Genomic DNA, 15966 nt, shown 5'->3' with positions numbered 1-15966 from the left:
TCTCTTCTGACGCATAAAGGGCCGGATTCCGGCCCTTTTCTTTTGCAGATGCAGATACGTGAACGTTGCGACAAGCCGCGTTTACCGCTACCTTAACCACATTCTTTTGACCCCGACGGCGGAGCCTCGCCCCTTTGAAATACCTCGTCTCCTTTCGTACCACGCTGAAAGTTTCTCGCTATCTGTTCCGGGCGCTGGCGCTCCTGCTTTGGCTGCTGGTGGCCTTGCTGTCGGTGTTTTACATCGTCAATGCGCTGAACCAGAAAGAAGCGGAGATCCGCCAGGAGTTTAATTTAAGCTCCGATCAGGCCCAGCGCTACATTCAGCGAACGTCTGACGTGATGAAGGAGCTGAAGTATATTGCCGAAAATCGGCTGACGGCAGAAAACGGTATCCTTGCCCTGCGCGGGCGCAATGACAAAACCGAAGTGCCGGACTTCCAGCCGCTGTTCCCGGACTCTGATTGCTCCACCATGAGCAGCACCTGGCGCGGGTCGCTGGAATCTCTCGCCTGGTTTATGCGCTACTGGCGCGACAACTTCTCCGCCGCCTACGACCTTAACCGCGTATTCCTGATTGGCAGTGAAAACCTCTGCATGGCTGACTTTGGCCTGCGCGATGTGCCCGTCGAGCGCGATGATGCGCTGAAAAGCCTGCACGAGCGTATTGTGAAATATCGCAATGCGCCGCAGGACGAGCGCGGGAACAACATTTTTTGGATTAGCCAGGGGCCGCGCATGGGCGTGGGCTATTTCTACGCGCTGACGCCGGTCTACCTGGGCAATCGTCTGCAGGCGCTGTTGGGGATTGAGCAGACCATCCGCATGGAAAACTTCTTCACGCCGGGCAGCCTGCCGATGGGCGTGACCATTCTGGATGAAAACGGGCATCAGCTGATCTCACTCGCCGGGCCGGATAAAAGTTTGAACGTCGATCCGCACTGGATGCAGGAACGCTCATGGTTTGGCTACACCTCCGGCTTCCGCGAGCTGGTGCTGAAAAAAAGCCTGCCGCCATCGTCGCTGAGCATTGTTTACTCGCTGCCGGTGGATATGGTCCTTGAGCGGATACGCATTCTTATTATGAATGCGATCCTGCTGAACCTGCTGGTGGGCGGGGCGCTGTTTACGCTGGCGCGCATGTATGAGCGGAGAATCTTTATTCCCGCCGAAAGTGACGCCCAGCGTCTGGAGGAGCACGAGCAGTTCAACCGCAAGATTGTCGCCTCGGCTCCGGTGGGGATCTGCATTCTTCGTACCCAGGACGGGACCAACATCCTGAGTAACGAGCTGGCGCACAACTACCTGAACATGCTGACGCACGAGGACCGGCAAAGGCTGACGCAAATCATCTGCGGCCAGCAGGTGAACTTTGTCGACGTGCTCACCAGCACCCACACTAACCTGCAGATCAGCTTTGTTCATTCCCGCTATCGCAATGAAAACGTAGCGATTTGCGTGCTGGTGGATGTCTCCGCGCGCGTGAAGATGGAAGAGTCGCTGCAGGAGATGGCGCAGGCCGCGGAGCAGGCCAGCCAGTCGAAATCCATGTTCCTGGCTACCGTCAGTCACGAGCTACGTACGCCGCTGTACGGGATTATCGGTAACCTCGATCTGCTGCAGACGAAGGAATTGCCGAAAGGCGTCGACCGGCTGGTAACGGCGATGAACAACTCCTCCAGCCTGCTGCTGAAGATCATCAGCGATATTCTCGACTTCTCTAAAATTGAGTCTGAGCAGCTGAAAATTGAGCCGCGCGAGTTTTCGCCGCGTGAGGTCATGAACCACATCAGCGCCAACTATCTGCCGCTGGTGGTGCGTAAACAGCTGGGGCTCTACTGCTTCATTGAACCGGACGTGCCGCTGACGCTGCACGGCGACCCGATGCGCCTGCAGCAGGTCATCTCTAACCTGCTCAGCAATGCCATCAAATTCACCGATATCGGCTGCATTGTGCTACACGTCTGCCGGGCGGGAGATTACCTCAGCATCCGCGTGCGCGACACGGGGGTGGGCATACCGGCCAAGGAGGTGGTACGTCTGTTCGATCCGTTCTTCCAGGTCGGCACCGGCGTGCAGCGTAACTTCCAGGGCACCGGTCTGGGGCTGGCGATTTGCGAGAAGCTCGTCAGCATGATGGACGGTGACATTTCCGTGGATACTGAGCCCGGCATGGGCAGCCAGTTCACCATCCGCATTCCGCTCTATTCCGCGCAGTATCCGGCAAAAGCCACGGTTGACGGGCTGAACGATAAGCGCTGCTGGCTGGCGGTCAATAATGCCTCGCTGAATGACTATCTGACGGCGCTGCTCGCCCATAGCGGCGTGAGGGTCTGCCGCTATGAAGGCCAGACGCCGGACGTGGACGATGTGCTCATCGCCGACGAGATGCCGGAACAGCCGTGGCAGGGGAGAGGAACGGTGCTCTTCTGCCGTCGCCACATTGGCATACCGGTTGAACGTGCGCCGGGGGAATGGGTGCACAGCGTCGCAACGCCGCATGAGCTGTTGAGCCTGCTGGCCCGTATCTATAAAGTCGAGCTGGAAGAGAACGACGGTGCAGTCGCGCTGCCGTCACCGGAAGGTCTGGCGTCAGTGAATGACGATATGATGATTCTGGTGGTGGATGACCATCCGATTAACCGCCGCCTGCTGGCTGACCAGCTTGGATCGCTGGGCTATCAGTGCAAAACCGCCAATGACGGCGTGGATGCGCTGAATGTGCTGAGTAAAAATCATATTGATATCGTGCTGAGCGACGTCAACATGCCTAACATGGACGGCTACCGGCTGACGCAGCGCATCCGACAGCTTGGCCTGACGCTGCCTGTCGTGGGCGTGACGGCGAACGCGCTGGCGGAAGAGAAACAGCGCTGTCTGGAGTCGGGCATGGACAGCTGCCTGTCGAAACCGGTGACGCTGGACGTGCTTAAACAAACGCTGTCTGTTTATGCGGATCGCGTGAGAAAAACCAGAATATAAAAAAGGCCCGTAAGGGCCTTTTTTATTTGCCCGGCGGCGCTGCGCTTGCGCGGGCCTACGGGTTCTGTAGGCCGGGTAAGCGTGAGCGCCATCCGGCATTTACAGTGGGGGATCAATCCTTATCCGATGCGCTCAGCGTAACGGAGGAGAGATAGTTCAGCAGGGCAATATCGTTGTCCACGCCCAGCTTCATCATTGCTGATTTTTTCTGGCTGCTGATGGTTTTAATGCTGCGGTTCAGCTTCTTGGCAATCTCGGTCACCAGGAAACCTTCGGCGAACAGGCGCAGAACTTCGCTCTCTTTCGGCGACAGGCGTTTGTCACCGTAGCCACCCGCGCTGATTTTTTCCAGCAGACGAGAGACGCTCTCAGGCGTGAACTTCTTGCCTTTCTGCAGCGCAGCCAGCGCTTTTGGCAGATCGGTCGGGGCGCCTTGCTTCAGCACAATCCCTTCGATATCCAGATCCAGCACGGCGCTCAGGATCGCCGGGTTGTTGTTCATGGTCAGAACAATAATCGAGATGTCCGGGAAGTGACGTTTAATATATTTGATGAGCGTGATCCCATCACCGTATTTGTCTCCAGGCATAGAGAGATCGGTAATGAGCACGTGCGCATCAAGCTTTGGGAGGTTATTGATCAGTGCTGTAGAGTCTTCAAATTCACCGACTACATTCACCCACTCGATCTGTTCAAGTGATTTGCGAATACCGAACAGTACAATCGGATGGTCATCGGCAATAATTACGTTCATATTGTTCATGTATAAGGCTACCTTGCTACAGCAAGCTTTTGACGTAGGCGTCAATGTCGCTGATGTATTTTTCAATGCCAGAGGCATCTTTCTCACGAATTAGATGTTCCAGCGTTTCACATAACTGCTTGCCGGGAACCAGATTAAGCATGGCAAACACCCCTTTAAGCCGGTGTGCTGTCTGTGCCAGCGCTGCAAAATCATTCGCAGCGGACTCAGTATACAACCGCTTCACATCATCTGGTACTGTATCAACAAAGAGGGAATAGTATCCGCTGGCGTGAAGCTCGGCATTTTCATTACCGCCTAACGGGGATTCCGTTATCTCTTCCTGCGCCAGCTGCTCTTCTATTAGTTGTAGTACAGCTTCCTGCATCGCATTGCTTATATTAAAGTTGACGCGCAGCTGGCCAGGGCCGATTTTCCGCACGCGTGACTCATCATCGCTTAAAAGCAAGCCCGAGGCAGTAAGATTAGACGGATTATCAGTTAAAAACAGATCAAATTCTTGACTTGCCAGCCTTTCATCCGGCGTGATGCAGGCCGCGCCCCAGTTTTCGAGCTGACGAACCACAATATTGCGGATCTCGTTTGAGGTCACATCCACCATCACCACAACGTCATCCAGCAGGCGTTCTTCATCTTCTTCCTGCGGATTGGCGGCCATTTTCACGTGCAGAGAGTAACGGGTGCCGAGCGATTCACGGGCCTTGATATTCAGATGGCCGCCGAGCTTACGCGCCAGCTGATCGCACAGCCAGAAGGTCAGGGCGTTAGCCTTGCCGTAATGATCGCTTTGCGTGTCATTCAGGAACGGGAAGTGCAGATTATCAATTTCACTCGCCGTCACGCCTTCCCCGGTGTCCAGAATGCGGAACGTCAGGCGATCTTCCGCCGACTCGTCGGTGCTCACTTCAAGGGTGATCTTGCCGATTTGCGTGGTGGTCACGGCGTACTGAATAATCATCAGCAGAATACGACGCAGCGCCTCGCGGTCGCCGTGACGTTCGTCATTGGCGGGTAAATGGTTGTTGATTAGCAGTTGCAGCCCTTTGCGCTTAATTACGGGCAGGACTTCCGGAACCACTTCATCGATCAGATCCTGAATGGAGAAGAGAGAAGGGGTGCCTTTCCAGAAATCATTCTCCAGCATATTTGCCAGCTGGATCTCATCCACCATGCGGACCAGCGAGTCGGCCTGGCAGGCGAGCTGGTGGCTTTCAGACGTGTTTAACGCTGCCGCCTGGGTCGCCAGCGTTTTTAACGGCTGCTTGAAGGCATCGCCAATATTCTGCATGAATGCCGCGCGCCCCTGCTGGTTCTTCTCATACAGCCTTTGCGCCTGCTTGAGCTTTTTATTCACCAGCACTTCGCGATCCTGATCGCGAATGATGAAGATTTGCGTACGCGGTGCCACCTGGCTGCGGAACTGACGGATCTCGTACAGTTCATTGTTAATCGTGGCCTGAATAACCCCCTGGTGCTGATCCGCCATAGTGGTGATGTTCTGCAGGTTAAGGTGCGGCAGCAGATGGTCAGCAATTTTATTGCTCATCACCGTGCGATTCGCTTCCTGATCGTGAACTAACACCCCTAGCGGCAGCACGGAGACAATCTCTTCATTGAGCGCGCGCAATACGCGCAGCTCGTTGGTATTGCCTGCAGAGACCGCAGACGCGTCGCTCTGGCGTCCCGGCTGGAAGCGGAAGGTGCTGTAGCCAAATAGGGCCAGCGCCAGCAGACCAATATTCAGCAGCAGCGGCAGCAGAATATTTTGCAGGGTATCAAGCAGTAGCGTGCCGAACGGTACCTGCCACACCAGACGCATGCCGGTTGAGTTCAGCGATGAGGCAATTTCAATTTTCGAGCCGTTAAAGGAGATGGTGACGCTCTCTGCGGCCTCTTTGTCGGACGCCGCACGCATGTTCTGGGTGCTGCTGTCCGGCTCCAGACGGAAGCTGTCGAGCGGCATATCCGGCGGGATCAAATCATTAATGGGTAAATCGAAGGCCACGACCGTCGCCAGATGACCTGGCTGGTTAAAGGTGGTACGCAGGGTAAAATAGTGACCATTCTGCCAGGCCAGCCGGCGCAGCGATGAGAAGCTCTCACGTTCATCAAGGGCGTTGGCCTGCTGCAGCATTTCTGCCCGGCGGGAGTCGACAATGCTGCCGACCGTCGTCTCTTTAAATCCGGAAGAGAGATCTTTCAACGGCAGCGTCGAGATCAGGATCATGCTGTTGTCCTGACCGTTCAGATAGTACATCGACCACGGCACCGTTTCGGCGCCCCAGAGGGTATCCAGGTAGGTCGAAATACGCTGCGTCATCTCAAGGGTCGCGCTGTCGTGAGAGCCAAAGATAAGCGCTTCAGTCTTACGCTGCGGTTTTTCGAGATAGTAGACATCCTGCTTCAGCCGCGTCTCCTGAAGTCCATCTCCGGATGAGCTGGCAGGCGCTGCCGCAATGTTGTCATAAATCTGCCAGGTGGCGTAGCGCCAGGTATCAATGCGCTTGTGTACGGCGTGGGTAATATCCACCACCTGATAGCTCTTATCCTTCAGCCAGGCGTTAACCGCGCTCTGCACCATCACGCCCATTGTGACTAACAGCACCACGATCAAAAGAAGAAAGAAACGGGTGATGCTCCCGGGCAGAAGGGAGAATTTGCTTTGGGCGGTAGTTTCAGTCTGACTCATTGATATCTTTAACCCGTGATGGTCGTGCTCTGTGGCGATAGGGCAGTATAAAGGGTAATAACTGAATTTCCAGCGCCACTGTCCTTGAACAAGCGACTTTTTCGATGGCCCGTGCGAGAGAGGAAGTACGTCTTAAATGTGTACAAGAGCATAATGCATGTACAAATAAAAAATGCATTTCGTCAGAAAATAGCACGAATTAACAAGAAATTAAGTTTTGAGCGTATTTTCCCGTTATGCACAGGGGCGAGCGTGAATTTAGTTAATAGTCGTTACAATTACGCGGCGGTAGCACAAAAAAGGAAAAGTTACGTAAAGAAGGGTAAAAAAAAACCGAATGCGACGCATCCGGTTGAATTAGGGATAAACAGACATTCAAAGCTGAATGACGGTAATAAATAAAGTTAATGATGATAGCGAGAGTTATTTTAGAGACTGGAGTCGATCTTGTTTTGTCATTCAGTGCGGTAACGTTTTTTATTTTAACTCTTTGATATGTATTGGGTCATTTTTCGTTTTGATTATAAGTGCTAAATTTCTAAGCTTTTTGTGCTTTGTAAAAGTTCCTTTTCATTTACATCTTGAAACATGTTGATAGATAAATGAAACATCTTCAAAGTTTTCGTATCATATTCGCATTGGATTATTCTGTAATTTTGAGGAGAATGAATTTGCCGACTGGTTAATGAGGGTTAACCAGTAAGCAGTGGCAATTATAAGGCATATAACAGAGGGTTAATAAAATGAAAGTTAAAGTACTGTCCCTCCTGGTACCAGCACTGCTGGTAGCAGGCGCAGCAAATGCGGCCGAAATTTATAACAAAGATGGCAACAAATTAGATCTGTACGGCAAAGTTGATGGTCTGCACTATTTCTCTGACGACAAGAGTGCTGACGGCGACCAGACCTACATGCGTCTTGGCTTCAAAGGCGAAACTCAGGTTAACGATCAGCTGACCGGTTACGGCCAGTGGGAATACCAGATCCAGGGCAACACGACTGAAAGCGACAACCAGTCCTGGACGCGTGTGGCGTTTGCTGGTCTGAAATTCGCTGAAGCGGGCTCTTTCGATTACGGTCGTAACTACGGCGTGATCTACGACGTAACTTCCTGGACTGACGTTCTGCCAGAATTTGGCGGCGATACCTACGGCTCAGACAACTTCCTGCAGTCACGTGCTAACGGCGTGGCGACCTATCGTAACCAGGACTTCTTTGGTCTGGTGGATGGCCTGAACTTTGCGCTGCAGTATCAGGGTAAAAACGGTAGCGTAAGCGGTGAAAACGTCGGTGGACGCAGCCTGCTGAAACAGAACGGCGACGGCTACGGTGCATCCGTAACCTATAACCTGGGCGAAGGCTTCAGTGTGGGTGGTGCGATGTCCTCCTCCAAACGTACCGCTGACCAGAACGCACCGGGCGTTTATGGTAACGGCGATCACGCAGAAGTCTATTCTGGCGGCCTGAAATATGATGCCAATAACATCTACCTGGCTGCGCAGTACTCTCAGACCTACAACGCAACCCGCTTCGGTACCTCTAACGGCAGCAGCCCGACTACCGCTTACGGTTTTGCTAACAAAGCGCAGAACTTCGAAGTGGTTGCTCAGTACCAGTTCGATTTCGGCCTGCGTCCATCCGTGGCTTACCTGCAGTCCAAAGGTAAAGACATCGAAGGTTACGGCGATCAGGATCTGCTGAAATATGTTGATGTGGGTGCGACTTACTACTTCAACAAAAACATGTCCACCTACGTGGATTACAAAATCAACCTGGTTGATGAAAATGAGTTCACCCGTCAGGCCGGTATCGGCACTGATGATATCGTCGCGCTGGGTCTGGTTTACCAGTTCTAATCGCGTCATCGTGTGACTAAGGGGCCTGAAGGCCCCTTTTTTGTGCTTTTTTTTGGCCTCACAACGCAACCGTTTTGGTGTACTCTTGCCGCCCTGGCATGAGGATAATAATGAATGGACATGACTTTTTTACGCGCCAGCTTTCTGGCTATGCTTTTTTTCCTGACCGCGTGTGACGATTCCGCGCCCGTGGCGAAAACCGATGCACCCGCCGCGACGGTGCTCGAAGGCAAAACGATGGGCACCTTCTGGCGCGTCAGCGTGATGGGCCTGGATAAAACGCGCGCTGATGAACTTCGCGGTAAAATCCAGTCTCAGCTGGACGCCGACGACCAGTTGCTCTCAACCTATAAAAATGACTCGGCGCTGATGCGCTTCAATCTTTCCACCAGTACCTCCCTGTGGCCGGTGAGCGAAGCGATGGCCGATATCGTCACCGAATCAATGCGCGTGGGATATAAAACCAACGGCGCGATGGATGTCACCGTCGGGCCTCTGGTCAATCTCTGGGGATTTGGCCCGAACAAACAGCCGGATACCACACCCGATCAGGCGGCCATTGATGATGCCCGCGCCCGGACAGGGCTAAAGCATCTGACGGTGATCAACCAGTACGGCCAGCAGTATCTGCAGAAAGACATCCCCGATCTGTTTGTCGATCTGTCGACGGTAGGTGAAGGTTACGCGGCGGATCACCTTGCCGCGCTGATGACGCAGGAAGGGATATCGCGCTACCTGGTCTCCGTGGGGGGCGCGTTAGTCAGCCGGGGCATGAACGCCAGCGGTAAACCGTGGCGCGTGGCGATTCAAAAACCGACCGATCGGCAAAACGCCGTACAGGCCATTGTGGATATTAACGGGCACGGCATCAGCACTTCCGGGAGCTACCGTAACTATTACGAGCTCGACGGGAAGCGAATTTCGCACGTGATCGATCCGCTGACCGGACGTCCCATCACGCATAACCTGGTCTCGGTGACCGTGATTGCCCCCACTGCGCTGGAAGCCGACGCCTGGGATACCGGATTAATGGTTCTCGGCCCGGAAAAAGCCAAAGAGGTGGTTCGTCAGGAAGGACTGGCGGTTTATATGATCACTAAAGAGGGCGACGGGTTCAAAACCTGGAGCTCGCCGCAGTTCAACAGCTTCCTGGTGAGCGACAAAAATTAAAAAGCAAGGTTGCGGGTTTTTTATCACTGGCACTCGGGCACGCTAAAGGTATGCTTGTAAGAGGAGCTGATGATGAAAAATCCAACCTATATGAATGATGAGGATCGCTGGCAGGCCGTTCTGGCTCGCGATCCGCGCGCTGACGATCGGTTTGTCTTTGCCGTGCAGACGACGGGGATTTTCTGCCGCCCGTCATGCCGCGCCCGTCACGCGCTGCGTAAAAACGTCTGCTTTTATCCCGATGTCCAGCATGCCGTTCAGGCAGGGTTTCGCCCGTGTAAGCGCTGCATGCCGGACAAACGCGATCCGAATCAGCAAAAGCTGGCGAAAGTGGAGCACGCCTGTCGCCTTCTGGAGCAGGATCCCGCGCTGACGCTTGAAGGTCTGGCGCAGCAGGTCGCCATGAGTCCTTTCCATTTCCACCGGCTGTTTAAGTCCGTCACCGGGATGACGCCAAAAGCCTGGCAGCAGGCGGCGCGGGGGCAGCGTCTGCGCGCGGCGCTTGCGCAGGGAAACAAAATTACCGATGCCGTGCTGGCGGCAGGGTTTCCCGACAGCAGCAGCTATTACCGCAAAGCCAACGATGCGCTGGGCATGACGGCGAAGCAGTACCGCAAAGGCGAGGTGGCGGTGCGTTACGCCATTGGCGACTGTTCGCTAGGACGCTGCCTGGTTGCGGAAAGTGAGCGGGGGATTTGCGCGATACTGCTGGGCGACAACGATACCAAACTGGCAGAAGAATTTGCGACGCTGTTTCCAAACGCGGAGCATGCCCCGCAGGAAGATGCCTTTGCCCAGCGTATCAGCCAGGTCATTGCCAGTATTGATAACCACGCGGTGCCGCTGGCGCTGCCGCTGGATATACGCGGCACCGCGTTCCAGCAGCGGGTCTGGCAGGCCCTTCGTGACATCCCCTGCGGGGAAACGGCCAGCTATCAGCAGGTGGCGAAGGCGATTGGCCAGCCCAACGCGGTGCGTGCCGTCGCGGGTGCCTGTGCGGCAAACAGGCTGGCGATTGTGATCCCCTGTCACCGCGTGGTCCGCAACGACGGCGCGCTGTCGGGCTATCGCTGGGGGGCGGCGCGAAAAGCGCTATTACTGAAACGTGAGGCGAAACGCCGGGAGGGATAATGCTCGATCTTTTTGCGGATGCTGAACCGTGGCAGGAGCCGCTTGCGCCCGGGGCAGTGATCCTGCGCCGCTTTGCACTCTCCCGTGCGGCGGCATTGCTTGCCGGTATTGAAGAGGTCACGGCGGTTTCACCGTTTCGCCATATGGTGACGCCGGGCGGCTACACCATGTCGGTGGCCATGGCCAACTGCGGCGAACTGGGGTGGGCGACGAACGAACGTGGGTATGTGTATGCCCCGAACGATCCCACGACCGGCCGGCCGTGGCCTCCCATGCCTGCGGTGTTTCAGGCGCTTTGTCACGAGGCTGCCGTTGCAGCAGCTTACCCCGATTTCCGGCCGGATGCCTGCCTGATTAACCGCTACGCCATCGGCGCGAAGCTCTCGCTGCATCAGGACAAAGATGAGCCCGATCTGCGCGCGCCCATCGTCTCGGTATCGTTGGGTCTGCCCGCCGTCTTCCAGTTTGGCGGATTGCGCCGCAACGATCCGCTCAGGCGCATTATGCTGGAGCACGGCGACGTGGTGGTGTGGGGCAAAGAGTCACGTCTGTACTATCACGGCATTCAGCCCCTGAAGCCCGGGGTTCATCCCCTCACTGGCGAGTACCGCTATAATCTGACTTTCCGTCAGGCGGGTTTGAGCAAACAAAAATAAGAATTATTCTTGATGTCCGCTCAGGGCAGTTTACACTGCTGGCTGATTTTTATTGTCCGGATTGCCTGCATGCAACTACTTCTTCTTGTCTGGCGTCAGTACCGCTGGCCCTTCATTGCCGTAATGGCCTTAAGCCTCGCCAGCGCGGCGCTGGGTATTGGCCTGATCGCGTTTATAAACGTGCGGCTGATCGAAATGGTCGATACCTCACTCTCGGTTCTGCCGGAGTTTCTCGGCCTGCTGCTGCTGTTGATGGCGGTTACGCTCGGCTCTCAGCTGGCGCTGACCGCGCTTGGTCACCATTTCGTTTTTCGCCTGCGCAGCGAGTTCATCAAGCGGATCCTCGACACGCAGGTTGAGCGCGTGGAGCAGCTCGGCAGCGCCTCCCTGCTGGCGGGGCTGACCAGCGACGTGCGTGCGATTACCATCGCGTTTGTCCGCCTGCCGGAGCTGGTGCAGGGGATCATCCTGACCTTTGGCTCGGCGGCCTATCTCGCCTGGCTTTCGACCAAAATGCTGGCGGTGACCGCGGTGTGGATTGCCATCACCATCTGGGGCGGTTTCGTGCTGGTATCGCGCGTCTATAAACACATGGCGGTCCTGCGCGAAACGGAAGATAAGCTCTATAACGATTACCAGACGGTGCTGGAAGGGCGCAAAGAGCTGACCCTCAACCGCGAGCGTGCCGAGCATATCTTCAATAACCTCTATATCCCGGACGCGCGCGAATACCGACACCACATTATTCGCGCCGATACCTTCCACCTGAGCGCGGTGAACTGGTCCAACATTATGATGCTGGGCGCCATTGGCCTGGTATTCTGGATGGCGAACAGCCTGGGCTGGGCGGATACCAACGTGGCGGCGACCTACTCGCTGACCCTGCTGTTTCTGCGTACGCCGCTGCTCTCGGCCGTCGGCGCATTGCCAACCTTGCTGAGCGCGCAGGTGGCGTTTAACAAGCTTAAGAAGTTCGATCTGGCGCCATTTAAGGCTGAATTCCCGCGCCCGCAGGCCTTCCCGAACTGGCAGACCCTGGAGCTGCGCGACGTGACGTTCCGCTATCAGGACAACGCCTTCTCCGTGGGACCGGTCAACCTGACGATTCACCGCGGCGAACTGCTGTTTCTCATCGGCGGCAACGGTAGCGGAAAATCCACGCTGGCGATGTTGCTCACCGGACTTTACCAGCCGCAGTCGGGCGAGATCCTGCTGGACGGTAAGGCGCTGAGCGCGGAGAAACCCGAGGATTACCGCAAGCTTTTCTCAGCGGTATTCACCGATGTCTGGCTGTTTGACCAGCTGCTGGGGCCGGAAGGTCAGCAGGCCAATCCGGCGCTGGTTGAGAAATGGCTTGCGCAGCTGCAGATGTCGCACAAGCTGGAGCTCCAGGACGGCAAAATCCTGAACCTCAAGCTCTCTAAGGGGCAGAAGAAGCGCGTGGCGCTGCTGCTGGCGCTGGCGGAAGAGCGTGACATCATCCTGCTGGATGAATGGGCGGCGGATCAGGACCCGCACTTCCGTCGCGAGTTTTATCAGGTGCTGCTGCCGCTGATGCAGGAGATGGGCAAAACCATTTTCGCCATCAGCCACGACGATCATTACTTCATTCACGCCGACCGTCTGCTGGAGATGCGCGACGGCAGGCTGAGCGAGCTGACCGGCGACGAGCGCGATGCGGCGTCGCGTGACGCGGTGGCGCGCACGGCCTGATGCCCTCACCCTAACCCTCTCCCACGGGGAGAGGGGATAATCGTGGCCGTAATGCCGCTTTTTTCTCCATCCCGCCTCGCTGTTTATTCTTATTTACATATCCTCGCGCTATGCTTAGTCTCAACTCATTTAATGGATTTATGATTGATGTCGGTATTAAAGAAAAACAGCGCCAGGCAGCGTGACCAGGAACGTGCGCGACTCATCTGGCTTCTCACGACCGATAAAGCGGTCACGTCTACGCTATTAGGCAAACTGACCCTGGCTGAGCAATATGATGTCGGCACCTTAGCCGACGATATTGCTGAGGTAGGTGCGCTGGTTGCTCATTTACCGCCGCCGGATCTGGCGGATACCCTGGAAGCGCTTCCTTCGGAAGAACGTCACGCCCTCTGGCGCCTGGTACAGGATCACGAGCGCGGCCAGGTTCTGCTTGAAGCCTCCGAAAACGTCTGGGATGACCTGATCGACGAGATGAGCGATCGGGATATCCTCGACGCCCTGCAAACCCTGGATATCGACGAGCAGATTTACCTTGTACAGCATCTGCCGCGTAACCTGACCGGCCGCCTGCTGGCCTCTCTGCCTGCCGATGAACGCGCGCGCGTGCGTCAGGTGATGCACTACGAGAAAAACAGCGTCGGCGCGATCATGGAGTTCGGCGTTATCACGGTACGTCCGGACGTCACGCTCGGTACCGTGCAGCGCTACCTGCGCCGCCTGGGCAAAATGCCGGACAACACCGATAAGCTGTTTGTCACCTCGCGGGATAAAACCCTGCTCGGCGAGCTGGAGCTGAAAACTATCCTGCTCAACAGCGCCCAGCAGCGGGTGAGCGAGGTGATGGAAAACGAGCCGATGGTCTTCTCCCCGGAGGACGATGCGGAAAAAGCGGCGCGTACCTTTGAACGTGATGACCTTGTGAGTGCGGCGGTCGTAGACTCCGTCGGCAAGCTGATGGGCCGTCTGACCATCGATGAAATCGTTGACGTGGTTTATGAAGAGACCGATAACGACCTGCGCGCGCTAGGCGGGATCAGCGCCGAAGATGACGTCCACGCTTCCGTCGGTAAGGCGGTGAAAACACGCTGGGCCTGGCTGGCTATTAACCTGTGTACCGCCTTCATCGCCTCCCGCGTGATTGACGGCTTTGAACACACCATTTCGCAGCTGGTGGCGCTGGCCTCGCTGATGCCGATTGTGGCCGGAATTGGCGGCAACACCGGAAACCAGACCATCACCATGATCGTCCGCGCGCTGGCGCTGGAAAATATTCAGCCCGGTAACTTCGCCTTTCTGATCTTCAGGGAAATGGGGGTGGCGCTGATTAACGGCCTGGTATGGGGCGGCATTATGGGCGGCATCACGTGGTGGCTGTATGACGATATGGCCTTAGGCGGCGTGATGATGCTGGCGATGGTGCTGAATTTGCTGGTGGCATCGATGATGGGCGTCATTATCCCGCTGACGATGACCAAACTGGGGCGCGACCCCGCGGTGGGGTCGAGCGTGATGATCACCGCCATCACCGATACCGGCGGTTTCTTTATTTTTCTTGGGCTGGCAACGATTTTTCTGCTTTAACCCGACGCTTAATGCGGGCGGGGATCAGTGCCATGACGATAATCCCGCCCAACACGCCAACCGCCAGGTTGCCGGTTGATACCGTGGCGGCTACCGTCACCAGCATCACTACCGTTTCGGCAACCGGGGCATTTTTTATCGTGGCGGGCTGAAGGCTGTGCCAGCTGAAGGTTTTGACGGCAACAATCGCCATAATCCCCGCCAGCACCGCCATCGGGATTTTTGCCATCACTTCGCTGAGTGCCGTCACCAGGAGCAGCAGCACGATGCCCGCCGCAATGGTTGAAATGCGGCTTCGTCCTTTTCCCATCTCCACGTTAACGATGGTTTGTCCGATCATCGCGCAGCCCGCAATGCCACCGTAGAGCCCGGCCATGATATTCCCCATGCCAAGCCCGATGCTCTCGCGACGCTTGCTGGAGGGCGTAACCGTCAGTTCGTCCACCAGTTTTGCCGTCAGCAGGGACTCCAGCAGACCGACGAAGGCAATACTCAACGCGCAAGGCCAGATAATGTTCAGCGTCTGTAAATTAAGCGGCACCAGCAGCTCGGTAAATCCAGGCAGACCGCCAGTCATTGAGCCTTCATCACCGACAGTCGGCAGGATCTGACCGGTGGTGACGGTGAAAAGGGTTAACAGCACAATCGCAATCAGCGGGGAAGGGACGCTTTTAATATAGCGCGGCACCCACAGCACAATCAGCAGCGTCAGCACGAACAGGCCCACAATCAGCGGGCTTCGGCTCCAGAAATGCGGCACCTGAGCGAAGAAAATCAAAATGCCAAGGGCGTTAACAAATCCGGTCATCACCGACTGGGGAATAAAGCGCATCAGCCTTGCCATGCCCAGCACGCCAAACAGAATCTGGATCACGCCAGCCATCAGCACGGCGGGAAGAATGTATTGTACCCCGTGCTGATGCACCATCGGGCCAATCACCAGCGCTACGGAACCCGCCGCAGCCGTGACCATCGCCGGACGACCGCCCAGCACGGAGAGAGCAAGACACAGCACCACGGAGGCGATCAGGCTGACCTTCGGGTCAACGCCCGCCACCACGGAAAATGAGATCACTTCGGGGATCAGCGCCAGAGCGGTAATCACGCCCGCCAGCGTTTCACGCGCCAGTTGTTTAGGGGAGTGCAGCACGCTGGCTACACTGTCTTCAGGGGATACGGCAGAATGAGGTAAGGACATAACAGTTCGCTGGTTAGGGCAGGCTTCCGTGCGCGCGATCACAAAGTGCAGCATAGTAGCCATAAATTCCTCCTTATACCAGTTGCGCGCCGCAATCCCCTACAAACAATCCATCATTAAATTTCACAATTACAATAATTTCGTAACCTTTAAACAATATTTAAAAGTTGTTACCGTGCCCACGCAGCTTTTTTCACCTGCAATTTCCACGCATCAAGCACTTTT

The 15966-nt window shown here is 55.8% G+C and carries 10 protein-coding genes; 7 read left to right on the top strand and 3 right to left on the bottom strand.

Annotation, left to right across the window (positions count from 1 at the left end; all coding sequences use genetic code 11):
* The first annotated feature begins 134 nt into the window (after positions 1–134).
* Positions 135–2981 (top strand): two-component system sensor histidine kinase RcsC, encoded by a 2847-nt coding sequence (gene rcsC, locus ACMGGH_RS21245; RefSeq protein WP_047367976.1) that lies wholly within the window; start codon positions 135–137, stop codon positions 2979–2981.
* 112 nt (positions 2982–3093) lie between these two features.
* Here rcsC and rcsB read toward each other — a convergent pair whose 3' ends face one another.
* Both rcsB and rcsD read right to left on the bottom strand, forming a co-directional pair.
* Positions 3094–3744, bottom strand: a complete 651-nt coding sequence (gene rcsB, locus ACMGGH_RS21240; protein ID WP_006176468.1) for a response regulator transcription factor RcsB — start codon at positions 3742–3744, stop codon at positions 3094–3096.
* 16 nt (positions 3745–3760) lie between these two features.
* Positions 3761–6433: a phosphotransferase RcsD gene (rcsD, locus tag ACMGGH_RS21235; protein WP_047363050.1), complete on the bottom strand. Its 2673-nt coding sequence runs from the start codon at positions 6431–6433 to the stop codon at positions 3761–3763.
* 743 nt (positions 6434–7176) lie between these two features.
* Here rcsD and ACMGGH_RS21230 point away from each other — a divergent pair.
* The 6 genes from ACMGGH_RS21230 to mgtE all read left to right on the top strand — a co-directional run bounded on the left by ACMGGH_RS21230 (position 7177) and on the right by mgtE (position 14543).
* Positions 7177–8289, top strand: coding sequence for a porin OmpC (locus ACMGGH_RS21230; RefSeq protein ID WP_028013899.1), 1113 nt, complete (start codon positions 7177–7179; stop codon positions 8287–8289).
* A gap of 114 nt (positions 8290–8403) precedes the next feature.
* Complete coding sequence (apbE, locus tag ACMGGH_RS21225; protein ID WP_045629880.1) at positions 8404–9459, top strand: FAD:protein FMN transferase ApbE; 1056 nt, start codon at positions 8404–8406, stop codon at positions 9457–9459.
* Positions 9460–9531: 72 nt separating this feature from the next.
* Positions 9532–10590: a bifunctional DNA-binding transcriptional regulator/O6-methylguanine-DNA methyltransferase Ada gene (gene ada, locus ACMGGH_RS21220; RefSeq protein ID WP_047363052.1), complete on the top strand. Its 1059-nt coding sequence runs from the start codon at positions 9532–9534 to the stop codon at positions 10588–10590.
* On the top strand, positions 10590–11246 hold the full coding sequence (gene alkB / locus ACMGGH_RS21215) for a DNA oxidative demethylase AlkB (protein ID WP_232948413.1): 657 nt from the start codon (positions 10590–10592) through the stop codon (positions 11244–11246). Before ada ends, alkB begins: the two co-directional genes overlap by 1 nt.
* A gap of 69 nt (positions 11247–11315) precedes the next feature.
* Positions 11316–12959 carry a multidrug ABC transporter permease/ATP-binding protein gene (locus tag ACMGGH_RS21210; RefSeq protein ID WP_041911987.1) on the top strand — a complete coding sequence of 548 codons (1644 nt, stop codon included), beginning with the start codon at positions 11316–11318 and terminating at the stop codon, positions 12957–12959.
* 147 nt (positions 12960–13106) lie between these two features.
* On the top strand, positions 13107–14543 hold the full coding sequence (mgtE, locus tag ACMGGH_RS21205) for a magnesium transporter (RefSeq protein ID WP_028013894.1): 1437 nt from the start codon (positions 13107–13109) through the stop codon (positions 14541–14543).
* Here mgtE and ACMGGH_RS21200 read toward each other — a convergent pair.
* Positions 14506–15795: a SulP family inorganic anion transporter gene (locus ACMGGH_RS21200; protein ID WP_232948572.1), complete on the bottom strand. Its 1290-nt coding sequence runs from the start codon at positions 15793–15795 to the stop codon at positions 14506–14508. The two genes, mgtE and ACMGGH_RS21200, sit on opposite strands and share 38 nt — an antisense overlap.
* Between the last annotated feature and the right edge of the window lie 171 nt (positions 15796–15966).

Source organism: Enterobacter sp. BNK-16 (genome assembly GCF_048684955.1).
Classification (GTDB): domain Bacteria; phylum Pseudomonadota; class Gammaproteobacteria; order Enterobacterales; family Enterobacteriaceae; genus Enterobacter; species Enterobacter bugandensis.
This window is presented reverse-complemented; position numbering and strand designations above follow the sequence as displayed.